General features: G+C 41.9%; 17 protein-coding genes and 1 pseudogene. 14 read left to right on the top strand and 4 right to left on the bottom strand.

The annotated features are described in order from the left end of the window. Positions 1-486 precede the first annotated feature (486 nt). Positions 487-1,071, bottom strand: coding sequence for a TetR/AcrR family transcriptional regulator (locus G603_RS0114745; protein WP_013282475.1), 585 nt, complete (start codon positions 1,069-1,071; stop codon positions 487-489). A gap of 164 nt (positions 1,072-1,235) precedes the next feature. Between G603_RS0114745 and G603_RS0114740 the strand changes: the two genes are divergently transcribed. Then, positions 1,236-2,723: a radical SAM protein gene (locus G603_RS0114740; RefSeq protein ID WP_013282476.1), complete on the top strand. Its 1,488-nt coding sequence runs from the start codon at positions 1,236-1,238 to the stop codon at positions 2,721-2,723. 83 nt (positions 2,724-2,806) lie between these two features. Further along, positions 2,807-2,935: pseudogene (locus G603_RS0114735) on the top strand (4Fe-4S ferredoxin); the annotation flags it as partial. A 136-nt stretch (positions 2,936-3,071) separates the two neighbouring features. Here G603_RS0114735 and G603_RS0114730 read toward each other — a convergent pair. Continuing rightward, on the bottom strand, positions 3,072-3,626 hold the full coding sequence (locus G603_RS0114730; protein ID WP_024864884.1) for a TetR/AcrR family transcriptional regulator: 555 nt from the start codon (positions 3,624-3,626) through the stop codon (positions 3,072-3,074). A 166-nt stretch (positions 3,627-3,792) separates the two neighbouring features. Between G603_RS0114730 and G603_RS0114725 the strand changes: the two genes are divergently transcribed. From G603_RS0114725 to G603_RS0114715, 3 genes are read left to right on the top strand one after another with little or no spacing between them, the layout of a single operon-like run. Then, positions 3,793-5,136, top strand: a complete 1,344-nt coding sequence (locus G603_RS0114725; protein WP_196804240.1) for a glycosyl hydrolase 53 family protein — start codon at positions 3,793-3,795, stop codon at positions 5,134-5,136. Positions 5,137-5,149: 13 nt separating this feature from the next. Further along, positions 5,150-6,163 carry an NAD-dependent epimerase/dehydratase family protein gene (locus tag G603_RS0114720; protein WP_024864886.1) on the top strand — a complete coding sequence of 338 codons (1,014 nt, stop codon included), beginning with the start codon at positions 5,150-5,152 and terminating at the stop codon, positions 6,161-6,163. A gap of 1 nt (position 6,164) precedes the next feature. Beyond that, on the top strand, positions 6,165-7,697 hold the full coding sequence (locus tag G603_RS0114715) for an NAD-dependent epimerase/dehydratase family protein (RefSeq protein ID WP_024864887.1): 1,533 nt from the start codon (positions 6,165-6,167) through the stop codon (positions 7,695-7,697). On the opposite strand, the gene G603_RS20590 is transcribed toward G603_RS0114715, so the two are convergent. Then, complete coding sequence (locus G603_RS20590) at positions 7,694-8,875, bottom strand: helix-turn-helix domain-containing protein (RefSeq protein WP_024864888.1); 1,182 nt, start codon at positions 8,873-8,875, stop codon at positions 7,694-7,696. The genes G603_RS0114715 and G603_RS20590 overlap by 4 nt on opposite strands. 138 nt (positions 8,876-9,013) lie before the next feature. On the opposite strand from G603_RS20590, the gene G603_RS0114705 reads away from it, so the two are divergent. From G603_RS0114705 to G603_RS0114665, 9 genes are all read left to right on the top strand, one after another. Further along, positions 9,014-10,420: an MFS transporter gene (locus tag G603_RS0114705; RefSeq protein ID WP_024864889.1), complete on the top strand. Its 1,407-nt coding sequence runs from the start codon at positions 9,014-9,016 to the stop codon at positions 10,418-10,420. After that, positions 10,417-13,008, top strand: a complete 2,592-nt coding sequence (locus G603_RS0114700; RefSeq protein ID WP_049945245.1) for a family 78 glycoside hydrolase catalytic domain — start codon at positions 10,417-10,419, stop codon at positions 13,006-13,008. Before G603_RS0114705 ends, G603_RS0114700 begins: the two co-directional genes overlap by 4 nt. A 30-nt stretch (positions 13,009-13,038) precedes the next feature. Continuing rightward, positions 13,039-15,471, top strand: coding sequence for a beta-glucosidase (locus G603_RS0114695; protein WP_024864891.1), 2,433 nt, complete (start codon positions 13,039-13,041; stop codon positions 15,469-15,471). Between the two features lie 22 nt (positions 15,472-15,493). Then, positions 15,494-16,942 carry a rhamnulokinase gene (rhaB, locus tag G603_RS0114690; RefSeq protein ID WP_026670697.1) on the top strand — a complete coding sequence of 483 codons (1,449 nt, stop codon included), beginning with the start codon at positions 15,494-15,496 and terminating at the stop codon, positions 16,940-16,942. An 80-nt stretch (positions 16,943-17,022) separates the two neighbouring features. Further along, the gene (locus tag G603_RS0114685; protein WP_024864893.1) at positions 17,023-18,285 is read left to right on the top strand and encodes an L-rhamnose isomerase; all 1,263 of its coding nucleotides are present in this window, start codon (positions 17,023-17,025) and stop codon (positions 18,283-18,285) included. A 20-nt stretch (positions 18,286-18,305) separates the two neighbouring features. Beyond that, complete coding sequence (gene rhaD, locus G603_RS0114680; RefSeq protein ID WP_026519493.1) at positions 18,306-19,130, top strand: rhamnulose-1-phosphate aldolase; 825 nt, start codon at positions 18,306-18,308, stop codon at positions 19,128-19,130. Between the two features lie 20 nt (positions 19,131-19,150). Then, a complete protein-coding gene (locus tag G603_RS0114675) occupies positions 19,151-19,621 on the top strand; it encodes a methylglyoxal synthase (RefSeq protein WP_024864895.1) in 471 nt (156 codons plus the stop codon). Positions 19,622-19,806: 185 nt separating this feature from the next. Further along, positions 19,807-22,020 (top strand): EAL domain-containing protein, encoded by a 2,214-nt coding sequence (locus G603_RS0114670; RefSeq protein ID WP_026670696.1) that lies wholly within the window; start codon positions 19,807-19,809, stop codon positions 22,018-22,020. Between the two features lie 127 nt (positions 22,021-22,147). Next, positions 22,148-23,233 carry a tyrosine-type recombinase/integrase gene (locus tag G603_RS0114665; RefSeq protein ID WP_026525340.1) on the top strand — a complete coding sequence of 362 codons (1,086 nt, stop codon included), beginning with the start codon at positions 22,148-22,150 and terminating at the stop codon, positions 23,231-23,233. Between the two features lie 516 nt (positions 23,234-23,749). On the opposite strand, the gene G603_RS0114660 is transcribed toward G603_RS0114665, so the two are convergent. Then, positions 23,750-25,069: an IS30 family transposase gene (locus G603_RS0114660; protein WP_026670695.1), complete on the bottom strand. Its 1,320-nt coding sequence runs from the start codon at positions 25,067-25,069 to the stop codon at positions 23,750-23,752. Positions 25,070-25,121 lie beyond the last annotated feature (52 nt).

Below are 25,121 nucleotides of genomic sequence, written 5' to 3'. Positions count from 1 at the left end.
TTATGATAGCAGGATATAGAACGTTCCTTAAGATTACGTATTTTTCCTGCTTCATCAAGTTTTTTCAAATATTCATCATACATAGTAAAACCTCCGAAAGTATAGTCATTGATAGGAACAACTAAAACTTCGGAGGTGCATGTACATCAAAATGATGCTTGTACTTTGCACAAGCGAATGATATTCTTTTCATGGCAGTGTTAGTAATGATCCTGTTTGATTGTTAAGTTTCGCGACTACAACAATACTACTATTAGGACTTACTTTCTACTGCCTTTTTGATAAAAAGAAAATCACTGCACACAGCCTAGGCAGGCCATCGCGCAGCGATTTTGTTCAATTCCAGTTTGCTGGAATGAGCATTATATCCGAATTTTATGTTCTATTGGTGCTAAGGGAATTCCGGGGTCAAGCTTCATATGCGCAAGAATTACTTCGTTTACGCCAGGAAGGATCATGTCTCATGTTAGAAGAGGTCCTTGTTAATTATGGCAGTCTGCTCAAAGCGTTATCAAAGATATTTACGCAGATATCAGCCATTTGTTTTTCGTCTTCCTGCATCCCATCCCTGAACCAGCTTATGAGTATTTGTAAAATGGCAGCTTCGGCAGCAAGTCTGAGATACTTCTTTTCTGGGTCAGCTGTAGGATAGAGCCGCTCTGAGACCGCTTTTTCAAGAAAGAGTTCATTCTGAAGAATTCCGGCTTGGTCAAACAGAGATATTATATCTTTATCGTTTTTGACAGCCCGAAAAATATCTTCGAACCACAGATGTGGGTTTTCGTGCAGTTCGGGCTTTTCGCTGATCTCCGCTATACGCTTTATTATTTCATCCCCAAGCTCATGCAGGATATCTTCTTTATCTGTATAGTTTCGATAGAACGCCGTCCTTGATACTCCTGCACGGCGTACTATCTCGCTGATGGTGATCTTCTCATAAGGGTGTTCGCTCATTAGATGCATAAGCGAAAGCTGCAGACACTCTCTTGTCAGCTGATTGGACTCCTTATTATTCATCCTCAGAACTTCTTTTTTTTGCATTTCTGTTAAAGATTCTTTTGAGCTTTTCATTTTTTCTCCCTCTCGACGTTACAAAAAATGCAAGAATGTAACATCGGTTCACTTAAACGAAATATTGTCATGTCCGATGGTAGAGCCATTGTTATTAATATGCTGTGGCGTTACACTTGTTACATCAGAATAATTGTAGCATCGTTTGGGGAGGCATAACAAGTATGGAATTAGCAAAAAACATTTCTCACAAAGTACAAAGACAGGCTTTTAGCATACTGATTGACAGGTTCCTTGCAAATCTCGATAAAACGGAGAACAGGACTGCTACTTATCTTAAGCTTGTTGACCAGGCAGAGAAATTCTGGGGTAAAGATGGAGCCAGAAAAGAAAGCCTTGATAAAGTAAGAGCGGCATTTAAAGATCCGGATAACAGATGGGTTAAGTTTTTGAATAAAGTAATAGATGAGACAGATCCGCATGTTGCAAAGATGATGATGCTCAATCTTGGCTATGAGGCATTTTTCAGAGGCACAAAAATGATCAGGGCAAACAGGGAAAAATACGGATGCAATATCCCATGGCTTATTCTTTTTGACCCTACAAGCGCCTGCAATATGCACTGTGCGGGATGCTGGTCAGGTACTTATGGACCTAAGCACAATCTGTCTTTTGAAGATATGGACAAAATCGTTACCCAGGGAAAAGAGCTGGGAGTATATCTTTACATGATGACAGGAGGAGAACCTCTTGTAAGGAAGAAAGATATCTTGAAACTGGCAGAAAAGCACAATGATGTTGAGTTCTCTATCTATACCAATTCAACACTTATTGATGAGGATTTCTGTAAAGAAGTTGTAAGGCTTGGAAATCTCACATTCCAGCTTTCTATCGAGGGAACTCCTGAGACTAATGACGCAAGACGTGGCCTTGGTCATTATGATGCAGTAATGAATGCCATGGATCTACTCAAAAAGTACGGAATAGTTTATGGAACTTCCATCTGCTATACAAGAAACAACATCGAGGCAGTGACTGATCCCAAGTTCATCGAGTTCATTGCTGAAAAAGGTGCTAGATTCGGATTTTTCTTCCACTACATGCCGGTTGGAAACAATGCTGTTCCTGAGCTTATGCCTACAGTAGAGCAGCGAAAGAAGATGGTGGATCAGATAAGGTTCCTTAGAAGCGTCAAATGTGACCTGGGATTCTTCCCTATGGACTTCCAGAATGATGGTGAAGCTGTCGGTGGCTGCATCGCAGGCGGAAGAAACTATTTCCACATCAATTCAAGTGGAGATGCTGAACCATGCGTATTTGTCCACTTCTCCAACACCAATATACATACACATTCAATACTTGAGATGCTTCAAAGTCCTCTTTTCATGGAATACCATAAGGGCCAGCCTTTCAATAAGAACCATTTAAGACCGTGCCCTATGCTTGAAAATCCGGCTCTTTTAAGGGATATGGTCGAAAGATCAGAAGCTCATGGTACAAATGAAGAATCCGAAGAAAGTGTTGAGCATCTGTGTGCAAAGTGTGATGATTACGCAAAAGAGTGGGCGCCTGTAGCTGACGATATCTGGGCCGGACAGAAACACTATAAGAAGGCATATGAGAATTATGCAAAAAAGGATGAAAAGCCTCTAAACATAGTTGCATTTAAGCACAAACCCAGACAGCATCACTTTAAACATAAGAGAGCTTAAATGCCTCGAATTTTATAGTATTGTTGTTTCATTTACCCTGTCGAATAAAGTTTTATACTTTTCTTTTTCTGATGCAAGGCAGGTTTACAATGATCGGATGTCCCAAACCGGATGAGGGAGATTACACTGAGAAACTGACAGAAGTTATCAGTAACAAGGACATAAGGGATGTTACTATTGCAAGGATGGAAATGCCATGCTGCGTCGGTCTATGGTGTTCCGATGACTCATATAGCGTCGGAACACTTTTTTTATGTTCTAATGGTGCTCCGTGAATCCCTGGAGCAAATTTCTGTAAGCGCGCCAATAATATATGTGGGAAATAACGGTTTACAGCTTCGTAAGAATTCATTTATGGCTTTGTGCAATATTATTACAGGAATGATATATGACTTCAGCCAGATCATGTGTATCTGCGTCAAAATTATTGTGTATCCAAATCTTTATTACGTTAAGACTTCCATACATAATAAAGGTGTATACGTATCGCGCAGTGGGAATCTCATCTATTTCGGGAGCTGATTCCTGAACATATTTCTGCACATTGGAAATAATGCTCTGCTGAAAGAGTTCGTTTTCCGGCTGGCAGAGGAGTACTCCAAAAGTGGTCCGATGCTCTTTTACATAATTTAAAAATGCTTCGATGGATTCCATGGTGTTCATGGGACTGTCAATTTTTCTGAGGTTTTCGAAGGTCTTTTCGAGGACCTCTTTTTCTATGTCCTCCAAAAGTTCAAACTGGTCCTGATAATGGAGGTAGAACGTTGATCTGCTCATATCTGAAAGGTCGCATATTTCCTTTATGGTGATCTTTGAGACGGGCTTATTCTGCATAAGCTCCAGTAATGATTCTTTTAAGATCTTCTTTGTGATTACGGTTCTTCGGTTGTTCTTGGTCGCCATTATCCATCTCCCAAATCTAAAAAAACTGTTAACTTCGTACACTTTTAAAAAATATGTATTGTTTACGACGTTTTAAAGAATATTGCAAGTTGTAAATAATACACGGTGTCCATATTATACATACAGTGACTTGTTATTGCAAATGGAGATTTTTTGGAGGTTGTAAATGAAGGAAAAAATGACAGGTTTTCTTGAAAGGTTAAAGAAAATGAAGACAGGCCATAAGGTAGGCCTTGCAATACTTCTGATAGTTATATGTGTTGTGCTTAAAGTTCTTACTGCTCAATTCTTATACACAGAAATCGGATACGCAGCGGCTGATAATAATGAGAATTTCAGAATGGCGCTATCGGTCAGCCCGTTTACAGCAAGGGCTTTTGACGAAGGATACACCTATGAGTATGAAGGCAGGCAGATAAGCTCCATAGAAGAACTGGAGCAGTTATATATAGATAAAGGCGCTACAGAAATGTATGTGCGCATAGCCACAAAGAGGCACATAACAGATGAGGATGTGACTGATGGAGAGGTTGATACCAATGCCAACGTTCATACTTTTGATCAGGCCATAGAGCTTTGCAAGCTGGCAGCCAAATTAAATATCCCTATTAATCCTGAGGTAATGTGTGCATACACCTACATGGATATGGAAAAGCAGCAGGCCCCAAAGTTTGATGAGTATCCCGAGCTTTTTGCTCTTCAAAATGGGAAGGACTGGTCTGAGCTTTCGCTAGATGAGATAAATATTCTGCTTAAAGCATATGGCAGGTTCCTGGCAAAAGAGATATTGAATACCGGATGCACAGTGGAGAACTGGAATCTTGGAAATGAAGCTAACTTTGGATTTGCAGGAGTCAGCCTTGGGCTTAAGACAGCTGTAAATGAAAAGCTTGCCGGAGTTCCGGATTTTATGAGATATCTACTCCCACTGTTTAATCCCGGATGGTTAGAGAAGAATATCTGGAGATACAATGCAAGCGAGTTTGCGGCTGTAAAAGAGGGAATCCTGGAAGCATACGAAGAACTCGGAATTGACTCCTCCAATGTTAAGTTTTCAACTCATATTGCAACTGTGGTTATGACTCCTAATTCCTGTGCAAAATATTTTAACTGCCTTGCAAAGAATGGATATTCCGTGGATGTTGCGGGGATCAGCTATTATCCTAGTGCTCCATCCATGTATGCAGATTCCACGATTCTGTTTAAAAAGACTGTTATGGCCATAAACAAAAAGTGCCATGTACCCGTGTTTATCGGAGAGTTTGCATATCCTTCAGGAGAGATGTCCGGGGCTTTTGCCGGATGGAACAAGGCTACAAAGGGATATGCAAATACTGAAGATGGACAGGCAGCCATTTATAAAGATGTCATCGATTGGGGTAAAACCCATGGCGTTGCAGGCATCCGTTACTGGGCTGCCGACTATGAAGACTGGGGAACAATGGGATTGTTTAATTTTGAGAATAAGCATGGCGTACCTAAGAAAAGCCTGCTTATGAATATTGATTAAAGGAGATAAGTCGATGAAAGTATTTATGATTGGTGGAACAGGACTGCTCGGAAGTGAAGCAGCCAAAGTGCTTATTGAGAGGGGACATGAAGTGACATCTGTTGCGTTACCTCCGCTTCCTCAGGGAGCTGTCTTGCCACCTGAAATGAAAATTGAATATGGCAACTATCTGGAGATGTCAGATGAAGAAATAAAGGGTTACATGGCCGGGTGTGATGGATTTGTTTTTGCAGCCGGAGTGGATGAGAGAGTTGAAGGCCCTGCTCCAATCTATGATCTTTTCAAAAAGTACAATATAGATCCACTTAAGAGACTTCTTGCTATTGCCAAGGAGTGCGGTGTTAAGCATATTGCAATCTGTGGATCATACTTTTCCTATTTTGCCAAGACAAGGCCTGAACTTGAATTAACAAAGTGGCATCCGTACATAAGAAGCAGAATTGACCAGGAAGAGATAGCGATGTCTTTTGCCGGTGACGGCTTTGATGTAGCAGTTCTGGAGCTTCCATATATTTTCGGAACTCAGCCCGGAAGAAAGCCTGTATGGGTATTCCTTGTAGAACAGATCAGGAGCATGAAGAAAGCTACGCTATATCCCAAGGGCGGAACCACAATGGTAACAGTTCATCAGGTTGGACAGGCTCTGGCAGGAGCTCTTGAATACAACAAGGGAGGACACTGTTACCCAATCGGTTATTACAATATGACATGGAAAGAGATGCTTGCTATCGTTCATAAGTACCTTGGATGCGAGGGAAGAAAGGTTATCACAATACCTAACTGGATGTACGCTATGGGCGGAAAAAAGCTGATGAAGGAGCAGGCAGCAAAGAATATCCAGGGCGGACTTCATATGGTGAAGTTTACGGATCTTCAGTGCAGCAATCTCTTTATTGATAAGAAACTTGGATGCGAGCCGCTTCATGTTGAAGAGGACGACATTGACAGGGCAATCGGAGACTCAATTAAGCTCTGTGTCGATGTACTTGATGGCAAGGCAAAAGTAGTAGGAATGAAAGGCGAATGATATGAGTGCGAATAAGTTACCGGTTGTTTTTATGACAGGTGCAGGTGGAGGAATGGGATTTGAGAGCTTTAAGCAGATGCTCCCTGACATAGGTAAAATCTATGACCTCATTATTTTGGTGAGGGACAGTGAAAAGAATCATAACCTGTTTGACAGTTATGAAGGCAGGGAAGGTCTGTCCATTCGTTATGGAGATCTTCTTAATAGGGATGATGTTTACGGATGTATTGCTGACAGCGACATGGTACTTCACATTGCAGCATTTGTGTCCCCTGCAGCAGACTATTATCCAAAAAAAGCAATGCAGAATAATTACGGTTCTGTTGTGAATATGATAGAAGCCATAAAGAAGAGCGGTAAAGAGGATAGCTATAAGTTTGTATATATCGGAACCGTGGCAGAAACCGGTGACAGAATGCCACCTATACACTGGGGAAGGGTCGGGGATCCGATAAAGCCAAGTATGTTTGATTACTACGCGGTTTCCAAAGTTGCGGCAGAGCGCTACGTTATCGATAGTGGCCTAAATTACTGGGTATCTCTAAGGCAGACAGGAATCATCGGACCGGCTATGGCCAAGATCCGTGATGCTATCCAGTTCCACAACTGCATTTTCAACGTGCTTGAGTATGCTTCTGACAGGGACAGCGGAAGAGCTATGAGAAATCTTGCAGCATTCGATGCCGATGGAACCCTGGATGAGAGTTTCTGGGGACACATCTACAATATTGGCGGCGGTGAGAGCTGCCGCGTGAGCACTTATGAAATGTACAAGGATATGTACGGTGTTCTGGGCTTTAAGAGCCTTGATCCGGTGATCGATCCAAAGATGTATGCCACAAGGAATTTCCATGGTCAGTATTATCTCGATTCCGACAAACTGGAGAAATACCTTCATTTCAGAAGTGATTCCATGCAGTACTTTTATGACGCATATCTAAAGGACCTTGGCCGCGCAGTTACCGCAGGTAAAGTGATAACAAAGCTTCCCGGTGGTCAGAAACTCATGGGAAGTATTATAAAGTCAACCTTCAAAAAAGACTTAAATTCAGAGCATGGGACAAAGCACTGGCTGGATGAAAACATGGAAGACCATATCGATGCATACTGGGGCAGCAAAAAGGCCTGGGAAAAGCTTCCCAAAAAGCTGAGCCAGATGGAAGAATTTACTGATTGGGATAAAGTTGTACACATAGACCATGGCTATGATGAATCCAAGCACGAATCAGAGCTTACTCTGGAGGATATGAAGAAAGCGGCGGAATTCAGAGGCGGCAGTTGTGATTCCAAAGAAATGAAGACCGGTGACTGGAAAACTCCCCTTGAGTTTACATGTCAGTTCGGACATCATTTTAAAGGCAGTCCACGCCTTATTCTTGAAGGTGGGCACTGGTGTGATGAGTGCGAAAGAAAATCCTGGAACTACGGAATGAGAGCCAAAAAGGATAAGTTTTTCGCGCAGGTATGGAATCCGCTTCATGAAGAAAGCGAGCTTCGTGAGTATCCCAAGATGGTCTCGGAACTGGATATTTAACTATTTCTGAACTCCTTTGGAGTCATTCCATATTTCTTTTTAAATACATTTTGAAAATAACTCTGTGTTGAGAAGCAAAGATACTCACTTATCTCGCTGATGCTTTTGTCAGTGAATTTAAGGAGGCTCTTTGCTTCTTCCAGTTTTCTGCGCATTATATAACTGCTTATGTTAAATCCCAGTTCTCTTTTAAATTTTCGTGAAAGAGTGCTTCGGTCTATCCCAAGGTATGCGGCAACATCTTCTACTGAAATATTCTGATTGACGTGGTTTGCTATGTACTGGATAGCCATATATATGTCCGTCTCCATTCCCTGAGGAATTTTGGATTCGGCTACACGCTTGGTAAAGTCCATAACTGCCGTGGCATTAAGAAGAGTAACTGAAGAAGCGTCTGACATACGTTCAGCCTCCTGAATATACATATCTGACAATTGGTAGGCTGTTTCGATGTCAAGTCCACCTGAGATGGAGTGCCTGGTTACCAGGGCCATTGAAGCGATGAATATGTTTTTTGCCTGACGAAGTGAATCTGGAGCAACTTTTCCTTCATTTATTCTGGGGATATTTCTGATCATGGCTTCAAGACCGGCAATATCACCGCGTTCCACGTAGCCATAGTATTCTTGTTCAAAGAAATATGTATCATGAAAGTTCTCAGTTTCTTTTCGCTCATACAGGGTGTTAGAATGGCTTTCTCCTACCTCCGCCTCCTTTTCTCTGTCAAAGAGGTTAAAAGTCTCATAAATGTCTACGTAGTTACCGGTGAGTTCTTTATTGATCATGGCAAGAATATTCAAGAACTGTATGATTGAAAACTCCGGCGTCTGAACAAAAAACTCTCTGATCTTGTCTTTGTTTTCAATAGAAACACCATATTTTAGGATGATAGCGTCTATGAATTCATCAGTCACAGCCATACTGCTAACGGGACCTACAACAACAGCTTCATTGCTAAGATCGCTTCCTACATAGCCAATATGAAGCCCTTCTTCAGTCTGGTAATGGTATAGGCTGGTTGTGGACTTGCCAAGTATTCCGCTGATAGCAGAAGCCAGTTCAGTTGGCATATCTATTACCGGGAAAGAAAGAAGGCATACACTATCTTTGTAGTAGTGGATTGGAACATAGGTGGCATTATAGATGTAGCTTAAAGCCTGAAAAAATGCATTTTCCATAGGAAACCTCAAATAGTCACAAAATTACAATATTGCGTCATACTATTACAATAATGATAAGCGGGCTCCTGATAGACTGTCAATAGAAAGAGAAATATGGCAAATAGCAAAAGCCGTGACAATAATCAGGAGGTTATTATGGGAAGAAAAAAAGAACTTGGCGTGGATTCAATGGGAATCCAGAAGACCATGAGGTTTGGAGATTTTTTGGGAGATGGAATTGGGCAGATACCGCTTAATGCACTAAGCTGTCTGGTAGGACAATTGACCTACTTCTATACAGAAAAGGTCGGACTGGCTGCAGCATCTGTTGCTACAATGCTGATCATAGCCAAGATACTTGACGCTTTTACAGATCTTATCATGGGTAAGATCATGGATTCAGTTCATTTTAAGGATGGTAAGGCAAGACCGTGGTTTAAGATAATGGCAATACCGGTTGCAGCGATCATGGTACTGCTTTTCACAGTTCCTGCAGGAGCTGCTTCGGGGCTTCAGGCGGGATATGTTCTTTTAACCAACATCCTTTGCACTGCTGTGGTTTATACTGCTGTTGCCATACCTTATGGTGCTATGATGGCCATGAGGACAAACAGTGTTGAAGAACGAGGCAAAATGGGTATCTTCCGTGCAGTATTCGGTTATGCCATCGGTATGATCATAGCGATCGGTCTTATACCTATTACAAATGCCTTGGGGGGAAATCAGGCAGCGTGGATAAAGGTGGCAGTCATTATGGCAGCTATCTCAGCGTTTAGCATGATCGTTCTTTACAGAAGCTCAAAGGAAAATGGTTCAGAAGAAAAGAAGTCAGTGGATGAGCTGGAGGAAGAGAAGATGTCTTTTGCCCAGGAGATAGGTCTTTTGTTTAAAAACAAGTACTGGGTTCTGATGCTCGTTGCAAATCTTTTTATGAACATTTCTTATGGACTGTCCAGCTCAGGCGGAGCATATTATGCAAAATATATCCTCGGAAATGACAACATTGTGGCACTTCTTGGTGCCGTTGGACTTATCCCGACTTTCCTTGGATTCATATTAGTTGGTCCGATGACAAAGAAATTCGGAATGGCAAAAACATGTCTTATCGGCTGTGTTATTGGAATAGTTGGCTGCATCGCCCGTGTATTTACTCCTTACAGCCTTGTTTCATGTCTTGTCGGAGGAAGCATGGCAACCTTTGCCAATATTCCGATCATGTGTCTTATGGGTGCAATGGTAAATAACTGTGTTGAGTACAATGACTGGAAGTTTGGAAAGAGAATGATCGGAATGAGTAACTCAGCAAGCTCTTTCGGATCAAAGATTGGTTCCGGAATCGGAGGATCACTTATTGGATGGATCCTTGGCGCATGTGGATTTATTTCCGGCGCAGCTGTTGCTGAGCAGCCAGCTGCAGTAAATGGCGGAATCTTTGCATTTTCAATCTATGTTCCACTGTTTTTGCTTGTTGTTATGGCAGTGATCTTTAGCCGTTACGACCTGGAGAAGATTTATGGCAAGATCATGAGTGAGCTTAATGAGAGAAATAAGGAAGGAAAATGATAATGAAAGCTGTCAGACTAAGGTGCGAATATTTAACTGATCCAATAGGAATAGATATAGTAAGACCCAGACTTTCATGGAACTGTGAAGGCGGCAATAAGCAGAGCGCATATCAGATCATTGCGAAAATGGAAGACGAAACCGTCTGGGATTCCGGGAAAGTGAACTCAGACCAGATGCACCTTGTGATCTGGGGCGGAGAAACACTTGGAAGTCGTGACAGGATTGAATGGACAGTAAAACTCTGGGACGAAAATGATATTGAGGGTGAAGAGAGTGATACTGCCTCTTTTGAGCTAGGTCTTTTAAATAACGATGACTGGAAGGCAAGATGGATCACCGGAAATTATAAGGTAAACAAGAAGAACAGATACCCTGTTGACTGCTTCAGAAAAAGATTCTGGACCGGGGAAAAGAAAGTTAAATCAGCAAGAGCATATATGACTGCCTGTGGGATATATGAAGGAAGTATCAACGGAGACAGAATAGGTGAGTTCTGTCTGGCACCCGGAATTACTGATTACCGCAAAAGAGTCCAGTATCAGACCGCTGATATTACAGATAAGATTATCCAGGGAAAGAATGAAGTCTTTTTCATGCTGGCTGACGGATGGTACAGGGGCTCGGTCGGTGCCTGGGGAATGAAGAATTATTATGGCAGCGAAACGAAGCTCCTTGCCCAGATTGAGATCACATATGAGGATGGAGAGGTTCAGGTAATCTGCACTGATGAATCTTTTGAGTGGACAAATGAAGGGCCAATCCGCTTTGCAGATAACAAGGATGGAGAAAACTACGATGCCAGAAGAGAAGATTTTGAGAAGGCAAAGTGGTGGACTGCTAAGGAAACATACCACAATGTGATACCAACAGCATCCAACAATTTTGCACTCAAAGAGCAGGAGAGGTTATCTGTTAAGAATGTGATCAGGACGCCTCAGGGGAAAACAATCTTTGACTTTGGCCAGAATATTGCAGGTTACGTGGAATTTGACGTTGTAGCTGATGAAGGGCAGCGTGTTTTCCTTCGCTTTGGAGAAAAGCTGGACGAGGCTGGAGAATTTACTCAGCACAATATTCAGTGTGTTAGAAAGAACCTCATCACACCACTTCAGCAGATAAAATACATATGTAAGGATGGACAGAACCACTATAAGACAAGATTCGCCATATTTGGCTTTCAGTATGTACTGGTGGAATCTGATGTTCATATTGATTTGGAGAACATGACTGCTATTGCGGTTTATTCTGATTTTGAAACGACCTTTAAGTTTGACAGTTCAAACAGGCTTCTGAACCAGTTTGTGCAGAATACACTCTGGTCGCTTAAGAACAATTCCGCAGATCTTCCGACGGACTGCCCGACAAGAGAACGTCATGGCTGGAGCGGAGATGCCCAGATATTTATTGGCACTGCAGGTTATATGGTAAACTACGCTCCTTTTGCCATGAAATATGAAACAGATCTCTGCGATTGGCAGACTAAAGACGGGTGCTTTCCTCAGATTGCACCGGAGGGTGGCACTGACTCATATATGCGTGGAATGAACGGATCATCGGGATGGTCAGATGCGGGAGTAATCATTCCTTATCGCCTTTGGAAACAGAACGGGGATATCAGGATCATTGAAAAATATTATGATTCAATGAAAAAGTACGCCGGATATGTTATGGAACGCGCGGGAAAAGAGAGTCTGTTAAATTCAGAGAAGCATTCAGTAAAAGGAAAAGAAAAAAAGTATATTTACAACAACGGCCAGCACTATGGCGAGTGGGCAGAACCTTCAGATGTCCATGCCATGAGTTTTAAGGATTTCATAAAGTCACAGCCGGAGGTTTCAACAGCTTACATGAGCTATGTCATGACTCTTATGGTTGAGATTGCCGGTGCCCTTGGAAAAACAGAAGACATAAATCTTTACAAAGAGTATGCGGAAGGTGCAAAACGTGCCTATCAAAAGCTCGTTGAGGATCCAAAGTACTCTCTCGACACGGACAGACAGGCAAAACTCGTAAGACCTTTGTACTTTGGTATGCTTAATGAAAAACAGACTGAATATGCGAAAAAGAGACTGATAAAGGCTCTGGAAAACTATAAATGGAGAGTAGGAACAGGCTTTTTATCAACACCTCTTTTACCATATGTTCTTCAAGATATTGATATCGAATATGCTTATAAGCTTCTGGAGAATGAGGAAAAGCCCGGATGGCTTTCAATGCCGAAATCCGGAGCGACAACAATATGGGAAGACTGGGATGGACCGGATTCGAATAATGGAAAAGGCGGCGGAATCGCATCTTTGAACCACTACTCCAAGGGTGCTGTATGTCAGTGGATATTTGAGGCGATGTGTGGAATCAGGGTGGTTGGAGAAAATCATTTTATCATTGCACCTCACCCCGGCGGACACTTTGATTTTGCAGAGTTTTCATATGACAGCGTATATGGAACAGTTTTCTGTAGATGGGATAAAAAAGATGATGGTGAGTACAGTTATCACATTGAAGTCCCGGCAAACACGGATGCAATGGTAATACTTCCGGGGAAAGAGGGATTGGAAGTAGGACCAGGTAAAGCAGATTTTTAATGAAACACTAACAATAACAGGAGAAGAGATATGCAAAAGTATGAAAAAGAACACCGCGCTTTAGTGCTTAAAAATGCAGCTGAGTGTACCGTTCTGTTAAAAAATGATGGAAAGTTTCCCATTGATAAACCATGTAAGCTTGCAGCTTATGGTGCCGGCATGAGATACACAGTCATGGGCGGAACAGGATCCGGTGAGGTTAATACAAGATTTGCATATACCATCGAGCAGGGGCTGGAAAAAGCGGGCTTTGAGATAACAACTAAAAAATGGCTGGATGAGTATGACCAGGTCAGAAAAGTTGCAAAGAATACCTTTTACAAAAACCTGAAAAAAGAAGCAAAAGAAAAGCATGAGAATGTGATCATGTATGCCATGGGAAAGGAAATGACAGAACCATGGCATAGCATCCACATTGATAAGACGGGTGATACAGCTATTTATGTTCTTTCCCGCAATTCCGGGGAGGGAAGCGACAGAGGGGTGGTAGAAGGAGATGTAAAGCTTGCTGCATCTGAAGTCAGAGACATTTTAGCACTTAACAAAATGTATGAGCGTTTCATGCTGGTGCTTAATGTAGGCGGAGCTGTCGATCTTTCTCCTGTAATGGAAGTTGGAAATATCCTTCTTTTATCTCAGCTTGGAACAGACTGCGGAAGAGCTCTTGCAGATATCCTCATTGGGAAGCAGAATCCTTCTGGAAAACTTACCACAACCTGGGCTTCTTATGAAGACTACTGTCACGAAGGCACTTTTGGCGACTGGAATGACACAGAGTACAGAGAGGGAATATATGTAGGGTACAGGTATTTTGACACTGCGTGCAAAAAGCCTTTATTCTCATTTGGGTATGGATTGTCTTACACCAGTTTTGAGCAGAAGGTGTTATCCGTAAGTGCATCTGGTGATTTTATAACCGTCAGCGTTAATGTGAAAAATGATGGAGACTATTCAGGAAAAGAGGTTGTTCAGGTATATGTCTCTTTGCCTGATGGAAAGCTTGATAAGGCATATCAGGAACTGGCAGGCTTTTCCAAGACATCTCTGCTGGAACCGGGATGCGAAGAACAGACAGACATTTCTTTCAGGCTCTCTGATCTATCATCCTATGATGAAGAGACCAGCGCATATATTCTTGAAAAGGGAGACTATATCATAAGGTGCGGAAACAGCTCGGACAACACAAATGTTGTTGCTGTGATAAATCTTGATGAAACCATATGTGTCACAAAAGCAAGGAATTGCCTTGGAGATCCAGGCTTTAAAGATCTTTTTATGGAAAGACATTCGAATGAGAGTATTCCGGAAGAAGTGCAGAAACTGACTATAAATTCTAATGACATAAATTGTACGGAACTAATATATGATGTCGAAGAAGACGTGGATGAAAGAGCTAAGTCATTAACGGATGAGGAGCTTGCTTATCTTGCGATAGGTAGTTTCAACGAAAAGCAGAAAGGACTAAGTATCATCGGTAATGCTGCAACCCATGTCGCAGGTGCTGCGGGTGAAACCACATCCAAGCTTACCGGAAAAGGAATTAAACCTCTTATTATGGCTGATGGTCCTGCAGGACTCAGACTTGCCAAAAAGTACTACGAGGATGAAAATGGAGCTCATGATGCCAGCGGTGCAGGAATGATCCCGGATAGTATGCTAGAAGTCATGAATCCTTTGGTTAAGTTCATAGCTTTAAAGGTAACAGGAGGAAAAAAGGCACCTAAAGGTGCAGTGATCAGAGAACACTATGCTACCAGAATCCCGATAGGAACAGCCATTGCCCAGAGCTTTAACACAGACCTTGCTTATAGCTTTGGGGATATGGTAGGAAGTGAAATGGAAGAGATGGGAATAAATCTCTGGCTTGCTCCTGCCCTGAATATTCACAGAAGCATACTATGCGGAAGAAATTTTGAATATTACTCTGAAGATCCATTGGTTTCCGGCCTCATTGCGGCGGCGGTGACCCAAGGTGTTCAGAAGCATAAAGGCTGTGGGACTACCATTAAACACTATGCTGCAAACAATGCAGAGACAAACCGTTATTGCAATAACAGCCATGTAAGTGAACGTGCCATGCGTGAGATATATCTCCGCGGATTTGAAATCTGCGTAAGAAAATCACAGCCCAAAGCTGTGATGACAAGCTACAACCTGCTTAACGGAACGCATACTTCTGAGCATAGAGGGCTGATACAGGATATTCTCAGATCAGAATTTGGGTTTAAAGGAATCGTCATGACTGACTGGGTTATGACTGTTATGGACAGCAAAAGATCCATTTACAGGAATGCGCTTTCAAATGAAGTGGCGGGCGCAGGTGGAGATCTGTTTATGCCTGGAGGAAAGAAGGATTATGAAAACGTGCTTTCTGCTATCAAGGAAGGTAAGCTCTCCAGGAGACAGATGGAAATCAACGCATCACGTGTTATCAGAATGGTAGATGAAATGCTTATTTCTTGACGCTTAGGAGTACTGTATCGATATGAATAAATATTTTCTTGCAATTGATATAGGCGCCTCCAGCGGGAGGCACATGATTGGCTGGTTAGAAGATGGGAAGATGATTCTCAGGGAGATCCACCGGTTTGATAACCATCAGCTTAAGAAAAATGGACATCTTGTGTGGGATTTGGATCATCTATGGAAGGGGATCATCGAAGGTCTTAAGGAATGCAAAAGACAGAATATGATACCCGAGACCGTGGGGATTGATACCTGGGGCGTGGATTATGTACTTCTTGATGAGAAGGGAGAGCTGATCGGCGATGCTGTGGCCTACAGGGACTTAAGGACTGAGGGCATGGACGATTTGATTTCTGCAATCATAAGCGAAAAAGAGCTCTATGAAAAGTGCGGAATACAGAAACAGTCCTTCAATACCATTTATCAACTGATGTCTCAAAAGGAGGATGATCCGGAAGTGCTTGAAAAAGCGGACGCACTTCTTATGATACCGGATTATTTTAACTACAGGCTTACAGGTGTAAGAAAACAGGAATACACCAATGCCACAACCACAGGCCTAGTAAATGCAGGGACAAAGACCTGGGATAAAGAGCTTATTTCTATGCTGGGACTACCTCAGAATCTTTTCGGGGAGCTGTCAATGCCTGGCACTGTCGTTGGCTCTTTTACAAAAGAGATACAGGACGAGGTCGGGTATTGCGCAACAGTCATTCTTCCTGCAACCCATGATACAGGCTCTGCTTTTCTTGCGGTTCCTTCAAGGGATGAGAATTCGATAATTCTATCCAGTGGAACCTGGAGCCTTTTGGGGATTGAGAACGAAGAGCCCATAACCACCGAGGCTGCAAGGCAGGAAAACCTTACCAATGAAGGCGGCGCCTGGTATAGATACAGATTCTTAAAGAACATCATGGGGCTCTGGATCATACAGTCCATAAGACGTGAGCTGAATGGTACAGAGTACGTTGAAGGAAGAAAGAGCGAATATGCTGGTGGCAAAAAATACAGCTTTCCGGATCTGATAAGGCTGGCCAGGGGAAGTGAGAAATTTGTGGCTGATATTGATGTAAATGATGAGCTCTTTCTTTCGCCGGTAAGCATGATAAATGCAATTAAAGTGTACTGCAAGGCTAAGAACCAGCCGGTACCGGAGTCGGTTGGGGAGATAATGCAGACTGTCTACAGAGGTCTTTCTGCATGTTATGCAGATACTGTAAAGGAGATTGGTAAGATCACAGGAAAAGAAATCACATATGTGAATATCATAGGTGGAGGCTGTCAGGACACATATCTCAATGAACTTACTGCAAAAGCTACCGGACTTCCCGTATATGCAGGGCCAATTGAAGGTACAGCCATCGGAAATCTTGTGGTACAGATGATAAATGCGGGGTTATTTAAGGATTTGCAGGATGCAAGAAACTGCATTTACGAGAGCTTTGAAATTCAGAAATATGGGGCATGAAAGTCTGGGAATAAAAGCGAAATAAGATAATTAAACGATAAGGACGAGTTAATCCATACAAGATCAGGAGGAAATGAGAAATGAGCTACACAGAAGCAAAAGAAAAATATGCAGCAATTGGAATTGATACAGAAAAAGCAATCGAAAAGCTTAAAGAGGCAGAGATTGCCCTTCATTGCTGGCAGGGAGATGATGTCAGAGGCTTCGATACAGATCCGGATAAGCCTCTGACAGGAGGAATCCAGACCACCGGAAATTATCCCGGAAGAGCAAGAACTCCAGAGGAGCTTATGGCAGATATCGATGAGGTAATAAAGCTGATTCCGGGAAGAGCCAAGATGAACCTTCATGCCTGCTATGCAATTTTTGATGATGAAAACGGAGGCTGGGTAGACAGAGATAAACTTGAGCCCAAACACTTTAAGAAGTGGGTGGATTTCTGCAAGGAGAGGAATCTGGGTTGTGATTTCAATCCTACCTTTTTCTCTCATCCTAAATGTGACCCGCTTACCCTTTCTTCTCCAAACGAGGATACAAGAAAGTTCTGGATCGAGCATGGAAAGGCATGTATAAGAATTTCTCAGTACATCGCAGAAGAACTTGGCGAGACCTGTGTCATGAACATCTGGACAGGAGATGGCTTCAAGGACATTCCTGCAGACCGTAAGGGACCAAGGGACAGATATAAGGATTCTATCGAGCAGATTCTTTCCGAACCCTTTGATTTTAATAAGGTTAAGCCCTGCGTTGAGTCAAAGGTTTTCGGAATTGGAGTAGAGTCCTATACAGTAGGTAGTGCTGAGTTCACACTGTCTTTTGCAGCAACTCATTCTGACAAGTGCATTCCTCTTATGGACAACGGCCACTATCACCCTACAGAGGTTGTAAGTGACAAGATTCCTGCGCTCTTGTCTTTCTATCCAAACATTGCTCTTCACATCACAAGGCCGGTTCGTTGGGATTCAGACCACGTAGTTCTTTTTGATGATGAGACAAAGGAAATTGCAAAAGAGATTGTGCGCTGCGGCGGACTTGATGGCTCAGTATTTATGGCATTAGACTATTTTGATGCATCCATCAACAGGATAGGTGCCTGGGTAACTGGGTTTAGAAATACACAGAAAGCTCTTTTGAATGCTCTTCTTACACCTCATGAGGAGCTAAAAAAGCTGCAGGATGAATCGAACTTTACGAAGCTCATGATCATGCAGGAGGAGCTTAAGACCATGCCTTTCGGAGAGGTGTGGAATGAATACTGTGATAGATGTAAAGTTCCTCAGGATGGAAGTTGGTACCAGGAAATTGAGAGATATGAAATCGACGTTCTTTCGAAGAGGGTCTGATGATAGGAGATAAAAGGACAATGAGAGTTTTAGATGCTGAGTTTACAAAGGGATTTATCAGAATGGCAAATGACGGCTGGGAACAGGGCTGGCATGAGAGAAACGGCGGAAATCTGTCTTACAGAATGAAGCCGGAAGAGGTGGAGCTGGTAAAAGAGGAGTTTAAGGCCGGAGAGTGGAAGGAAATTGGAACATCAGTGCCTGACCTTGCCGGAGAGTTTCTTATGGTAACAGGCTCTGGCAAGTTCTTCAGAAATGTTATAATAAAGCCTGAGGACAGCTTCGGAATTATTGAGCTTGACGAAGAAGGTGAGAACTACCGCGTTATGTGGGGGCTGGTCAATGGCGGGAGACCAACTTCTGAGTTGCCTTCACACCTTATGAACCATGAGGTGAAAAAACGTGTGACAAACGGAAAATACAGAGTAATCTATCATGCACATACCACAAATACCATTGCGTTGACATTTGTGTTGCCACTTACAGATGAAGCTTTTACCAGAGAACTTTGGGAGATGGCGACTGAATGCCCTGTGGTATTCCCTGATGGAATAGGCGTAGTACCTTGGATGGTACCCGGGGGCAGAGAGATTGCTGTGGAAACCAGTAAGCTCATGGAAAAATATGATGTGGCTATCTGGGCTCATCATGGAATGTTTGCTGCCGGAGAAGATTTTGACCTTACCTTTGGACTTATGCATACAGTTGAAAAGTCTGCAGAAATCCTCGTAAAAACGCTATCTATGACTGGCGCTAAGAGACAGACGATAACACCAGACGATTTCAGGCATCTTGCTAAGGATTTTGCAGTTTCACTTCCGGAGAGGTTCCTTTTTGAAAAATAACGCAAAAAAGGAGAGCGGCTATGACAGATACAATTACACTTACTATCGGGAAACAGAAGAATATTGCACTTATCGCCCACGATGGGAAAAAGGCAGAGCTCATACAATGGTGCAAAGATAATGCGGAAACTCTTAAGAACCACTTTTTATGTGGAACAGGTACGACAGCCCGAATGATAACCGATGCAACGAACCTGCCTGTAAGAGGCTATAACTCTGGTCCTTTGGGTGGAGATCAGCAGATTGGTGCGAAGATAGTAGAGGGCAAGATAGATTTTGTCATTTTCTTCTCTGATCCGCTTACTGCTGCACCTCATGATCCTGACGTAAAGGCGCTAATGAGAATTGCGCAGGTTTATGATATCCCTTTTGCCAACAACAAAGCCACAGCGGATTTCCTCATTCACTCAACTTTCATGGATGAAGAGTACAATCACGATGTCATCAACTTTAAGCAGAATATAGCCAATAGAGCGGAAACGTTGTCATAATATGTTCTAATGGTGCTCCGTGAATCCCTGGTTCAAGTCCCGTATGCGCATAAGTTAGCAATGCCGGAATACTAGAAGTCGCCTTTATCGATTTGTTATTTATTATTTATCGTATTTTAACATAATAATGTTAGAATTAAGTGTGAGTATCTAAAGCAAAGAACAAACAATAAGGCGAGTGTATCATGAAATCAAAAAGGATCCATACTACTATCAGCATAGCCCTCCTTTTCCTGGTAATCTATCAGGGAGTCTTTTTGACGCCTGTTTATGCCTCGTCTGATTCTCCTGCTACAGAATTTACAGTCGGTGTGCCTGTAGACAGATGTCCTATGTTTTACATTGATAAAGACAACGGCAAGATTGCAGGAATCGGCGTTGATCTTATGGAATCCGCTGCCAAAGAAGCTGGTTTCAATGTCGCATTCAAAGCTATAAGTGAATCAAATCTTAAGGAAGCCCTTGATAGTACTGAGTACGATCTTGTTATGCCCTTTGGAAGTGCTGTTTCAAGTGCATCTGGTCAAGCGACCATCGTATCGGACAATCTCATCCAGACCCCATTTACCCTTGTGACTACAGATAAGCACTCTATTTCTGACATAAATACCATCAGAGTAGGCATGCTAAAATCACAGGGCGGAGTAGCAGAAACTGTAAAGCAGTTATACCCTGGAATAACGATAAACCTTTACAATTCCATGGCTGATTGCATTAAAGCGCTTAGAAATGAAGAGGTAGATGCACTTTTACATAACTCATATGCGTGGAGCTATGTGCTTCAAAAGCCATCCTATAATGATTTTAAAGTACAGCCTTCTGCCATGTTTTCAATGGATTTTCGTGCCGGAACTCTTGAAACCCCAGAGGGAAAAAAACGAATTGAACTTCTGAACGAAGGAATTGCAGCTATTCCTGAAACCAAAAAACAGGCTATAGTCCTTGATTACACTACCAGAGATCTTTATGTATATACTTTTGAAGACTATCTCTACCAATATAAGTACTTCCTTATTATTGGGACTATCCTTTTTGCTGCTCTTGTTATAATGCTTGTCCTAAGACAGAAAGCATATTTTGAAGAGCAGAAGGAAAAGATGCGGATAATGGAGGATATCGATCCTCTCACTGGTGTGCTCAGCCACAATGGATTCCGTAAAAAAGTTGAGGAACTACTCACTAACAACCCTGATACACCGTATACGATATCCTATAACAACATAAAAGACTTTAAGTTCATCAACGACAGCTTTGGCTGGAAGGCCGGAGATGAGCTGTTAAAATTTTGGACTGAGAGAAGCCTTGAAGTACTTACCGATAAAGAAGCTATAGGAAGGTATGATGGAGATCATTTTGTTATCCTTCGATGTATTGGCGGCAATGAACAGATTCTTCAGGATGAAAAATATATTTTGACTCCTGTTCGCAATTATTTTAGCGATCGTGGAAAAGACTTTGTTGTAAGGCTCTGTTCTGGTATTTATGTTCTTATGCCTGATGACTATAAAGACATAAACGTGGATAAGATGCTTGATTATGCCCGCCTTGCAGAAAGAAAAGTCAGAGAATCCAAGAAAGAAGGATTTGAGTTTTATAACCCAAAGCAGTGGGACATGGGAAGGAAAAGTGCCGGTATCGCAAGTCGCCTTCCTGCAGCTATTGAGTCTGGGGAAATACAAGTATGGTATCAGCCACAGGTCAACTATAAGACTGGGATGATAACTGGTGCAGAGGCTCTTTGCCGCTGGAAAAGCAAGAAGGATGGAAACATTTCTCCGGGAGAATTTATTCCGGTTTTGGAAGATGCTGGGCTTATCTATGATCTTGACTGTCACGTTTGGGACACTGTGTGTAAGGATTTGAAGCGATGGAATGATCAGGGCAGACAACTGTGTGTATCAGTAAACCTATCAAGACTTGATATAGTAAAGAACCCTGATGTAGCCGACCACTTTAATACATTAAAAGAGTTCTATAACCTATTGCCTGGTCAACTTCGTATTGAGATAACGGAAAGCGCATATGTCGAAAACTCCGATACCATCATCAAAACAACAACCAAACTTCGTGAAGCAGGCTTTGAAGTTGAAATGGACGACTTTGGAAGTGGTTACTCATCACTGAATATGTTAAAAGAAGTTATCCTTGATCGCATAAAGCTTGATCTTCGATTTATTACCGGTTCAGGTGACCAAAAGATGGGTCGGACAATACTTAGCTACATGGTCCAGATGATCCATGCTATTGGAACTTCTATTATCGCAGAAGGTGTTGAGACACTGGAACAGGCTGATTTCCTCGGAAGTCTTGGATGTGAGGAAATGCAGGGATATTATTTCTACAAGCCTATGCCGGTAGATGAGTTTGAAGAATTAACGGCATATCCAACAAAGAAATAAAGCCAATAAAGAACGATGTCAGACAGGGGGTTCACTTCCCGCTGGAACGCGCTGCTAACGCAAATATCATTGCACAAAATTCCTCTTTTGTGTTACGATTATTTTAGAAAAGCGGAGGAGTTAAGTCATGGGTGAAAATTCAGAATATTACAATTCATTGAGGCAGAAACGCCGTAAAGATACTGAAAGCATTAAAAACATTCTTCCTCAGCATACACATGGATTTGTTGAGGAATGTCTTCTCAAATATCAGGAAAGCACCGCTTTAAATTATGCGCAGGATATTCTATTTTTCTACGGATTTCTCAAGGAAAAGAATCCCCTGTGCAAGAATCTTGAAATCAAAGATATCCCCTTTGAAGTTGTCGAAAATCTTGGTCCTCAGGACATCAATGAATTCCAAAATTATGTTGCATCAGGCCACAAACCGGATAAAAAAGGCAATGTAAAGCCTGCTAAAGAACGTGCAATTGCAAGAAAAATGGCGGCTGTACGGAATTACTATAAATATCTGATCAAATATGACTATCTTAAGATTGATCCCACAGTGAAAGCTGCTGTAAAGAAGAAAGAAAAGGTAAAGAAAGATATCCGAAGGCTGTATCCTGACCAGGTTCAGCTTCTAATGGATTCTGTTGCAGCTGTGAATTCTGCTAGTTACCATTCCAAAGTCATGTCTGAACCTACTGCAAAAAGAGATCTGGCAATTGTAACTCTTCTGTTAAATACTGGAATCCGCGTCTCGGAATGTGCAGGGCTTGATCTTTCAGATATAAATTTTGATGAAAATACAATTACTATCGTCAGAAAAGGCGGCGATGAAGATCATCTCTACATAAACGAGATTATCCGGAATACGCTGAGGGATTATATCAATCATGAACGCCCTTCCCTACTCAATGATTCTGAAGAACCTGCTCTCTTCATATCTCTTCAGCATAAGCGTTTATCGATAAGAAGCATCCAATATATGATTTCAAAATATGGAAAAAACACAGGACTTACTCAAAAACTCACCCCTCATAAGCTCCGTAGAACGTATGGTACAGCGCTTTATAACAGAACAAGTGATATTTATATGGTTGCTGATGTTCTGGGACATAAAGACGTAAATACGACTGTTAAACACTATGCTGCTATAGAAGAAGAACATAAAAGACAGGCATCCCAGGTAGACGTCTATGGAACTGATGATATCCAGGATAATGATTAAATTGCACACACTACAGTGCCCGGTTTTTTACAATTTTAGCTTTAATCCATTCGGCTTTTTACAGATTTTTCTTTAAAAAGTACGGCTTTTTACATTTTCAAGCTTTATTTTTTTAAGTTAAAAAGTGTAAAAAGCCGTATTTTTGACTTTTTACACTCCTATCTTTAAACATATTACAAGTTTAGTTTAAACCGACATCATCAGTGCGCTGTTCTTCTATGTATTTTGTAACAAAAATAACGTGGTATGTAAGCAGGTAGACTGAGTGCCTGTTCACTTGAATGCGGAATTTAATTCCGCATTCTCAAAGATCCAGTAATCATGCGGAACTAACATCCGTTTTTCTCCTTTAAATTTTATCCATTTGCCGTTATAATGGCACCAACAGAACAGTTTTTTCTGCATTTTGAGTATGCCAAAGGGGCATCCGGACTTAGTGTGCGAGACTAAGCTCCGCATACCTGAATTAACTTTTGCAAATTCAAAGCGCGAAATACCTGCCTGTGCACAACTATTTTATTTTAATAATTCTGGTGTCAGCGTTACGTCATCTGGATCGATGAGATTATATCCCATAACAGATAAGAGCTGTTTATCCAGGAGCAACTGAGACAGTTCGAATGGGCTATGCATGTTCAAACTGTCTCTTTTTGTACTATTGATATGATTAGCCAGTAGCGTAACTTTTTCCTGATCCAAATCATCGAAAGATGATCCCTTTTTGCGGACATATCTTATGTACTCGTGATTTTTTTCGCAACAACCTTTCTGCCAAAAAGAGTAAGGATCACAATAATAGACGGTTGTTCTCTGAGTCTTGCCATCCGACGATGTTTCCATTCCTTCACGGTCGGCAAATTCACTTCCGCCATCTGTAAGGATGATTTCAAAGAGTCTACTAAAAAGCTCTGTCCCGAGGCTTTCTTCAAGATAAGAGAAGACTTTGAGAACTTCCTCCTGAGTCTGACTTTCTAATAGAAAGATCAGCATTAACGTAGTTCTACGGAACGTAAAGGTAAGTAGAACCTTATGGCCATCAGCATTACCTTCTACGCAGTCCATTTCTACGATACTTAGATTTTGATCTTTTTCTGTTCTCTTTTTAAAATCTTCGTAGTTATGGCCTATACGATAAGCGCGGCTCTTGGCACTGGTGTTAGTGGATGTCTTTCTCTTTTTGTACTTTACCTTGCGCCTCAGATCGATGTTTCTTACATCAAAAACACCGGCATCGATATACGTGTAGGTAGTACGTTTAGAGCAGCCTAATTCTTCAGCATGAGACGCATAAATATGTGATATTGATTGGCCTTTCTTGATTAGCGGAGTCAGAATATCATTCATTTTCTGAATGCTTTCAGGTGTTTGATTTATTCCTTCTCTGCTGGAACTAAGAGTTTCGAGATAGCAATCATTAGCATACTTGGAAGAATATATTTTTTTCTCCATCATGCAATTGACACGCTTTCCACATCCATTGCATACATACGGAGCTTTCTTTAGGTTTGGGCATTGCATTGGTTCGTAAGTTCCACAAACATCACTGCATCTATAGGTGCGGCATTGTCTGCAGAATTTGTCACAATCCATGTCTCCACATACATGCTTAAGTTTGCAGGGAGAGTGCTTATCCTTATTGGATTCACAAGGAGTGTTGCCATACCCCTTGTATTCCTTCACCTTGGAATGTTTTCTGACTTCCTTGGATATGGTCGTAGGATCCTTGTGCACCACTTTAGCAATGGCGGCGAAAGAATCACTGTTGTTTAAACCTTTTTCAATATTAATTCTATCTGACAGAGTCAGATGTTTCTGATTACCTTTTTGAGTACTCATCTTTCCTCTCTTTCTTACACAGGCTAGGTAATCAGCAGCCTATGCAGTATAG

The sequence above is a fragment of the Butyrivibrio sp. AE3006 genome (genome assembly GCF_000424165.1).
Taxonomy (GTDB): Bacteria; Bacillota; Clostridia; order Lachnospirales; family Lachnospiraceae; genus Butyrivibrio.
Note: the sequence above shows the minus strand (reverse complement) of the source record. Positions and strands in the feature narration are given on the sequence as shown.

What these genes read in the sequence shown, in the direction of transcription:
- G603_RS0114745 (WP_013282475.1), bottom strand. Translation starts at nt 1,071, where the DNA reads ATGAAAAGCTCAAAAGAATCTTTAACAGAAATGCAAAAAAAAGAAGTT.
- G603_RS0114740 (WP_013282476.1), top strand. Translation starts at nt 1,236, where the DNA reads ATGGAATTAGCAAAAAACATTTCTCACAAAGTACAAAGACAGGCTTTT.
- G603_RS0114730 (WP_024864884.1), bottom strand. Translation starts at nt 3,626, where the DNA reads ATGGCGACCAAGAACAACCGAAGAACCGTAATCACAAAGAAGATCTTA.
- G603_RS0114725 (WP_196804240.1), top strand. Translation starts at nt 3,793, where the DNA reads ATGAAGGAAAAAATGACAGGTTTTCTTGAAAGGTTAAAGAAAATGAAG.
- G603_RS0114720 (WP_024864886.1), top strand. Translation starts at nt 5,150, where the DNA reads ATGAAAGTATTTATGATTGGTGGAACAGGACTGCTCGGAAGTGAAGCA.
- G603_RS0114715 (WP_024864887.1), top strand. Translation starts at nt 6,165, where the DNA reads ATGAGTGCGAATAAGTTACCGGTTGTTTTTATGACAGGTGCAGGTGGA.
- G603_RS20590 (WP_024864888.1), bottom strand. Translation starts at nt 8,875, where the DNA reads ATGGAAAATGCATTTTTTCAGGCTTTAAGCTACATCTATAATGCCACC.
- G603_RS0114705 (WP_024864889.1), top strand. Translation starts at nt 9,014, where the DNA reads ATGGGAAGAAAAAAAGAACTTGGCGTGGATTCAATGGGAATCCAGAAG.
- G603_RS0114700 (WP_049945245.1), top strand. Translation starts at nt 10,417, where the DNA reads ATGATAATGAAAGCTGTCAGACTAAGGTGCGAATATTTAACTGATCCA.
- G603_RS0114695 (WP_024864891.1), top strand. Translation starts at nt 13,039, where the DNA reads ATGCAAAAGTATGAAAAAGAACACCGCGCTTTAGTGCTTAAAAATGCA.
- rhaB (WP_026670697.1), top strand. Translation starts at nt 15,494, where the DNA reads ATGAATAAATATTTTCTTGCAATTGATATAGGCGCCTCCAGCGGGAGG.
- G603_RS0114685 (WP_024864893.1), top strand. Translation starts at nt 17,023, where the DNA reads ATGAGCTACACAGAAGCAAAAGAAAAATATGCAGCAATTGGAATTGAT.
- rhaD (WP_026519493.1), top strand. Translation starts at nt 18,306, where the DNA reads ATGAGAGTTTTAGATGCTGAGTTTACAAAGGGATTTATCAGAATGGCA.
- G603_RS0114675 (WP_024864895.1), top strand. Translation starts at nt 19,151, where the DNA reads ATGACAGATACAATTACACTTACTATCGGGAAACAGAAGAATATTGCA.
- G603_RS0114670 (WP_026670696.1), top strand. Translation starts at nt 19,807, where the DNA reads ATGAAATCAAAAAGGATCCATACTACTATCAGCATAGCCCTCCTTTTC.
- G603_RS0114665 (WP_026525340.1), top strand. Translation starts at nt 22,148, where the DNA reads ATGGGTGAAAATTCAGAATATTACAATTCATTGAGGCAGAAACGCCGT.
- G603_RS0114660 (WP_026670695.1), bottom strand. Translation starts at nt 25,069, where the DNA reads ATGAGTACTCAAAAAGGTAATCAGAAACATCTGACTCTGTCAGATAGA.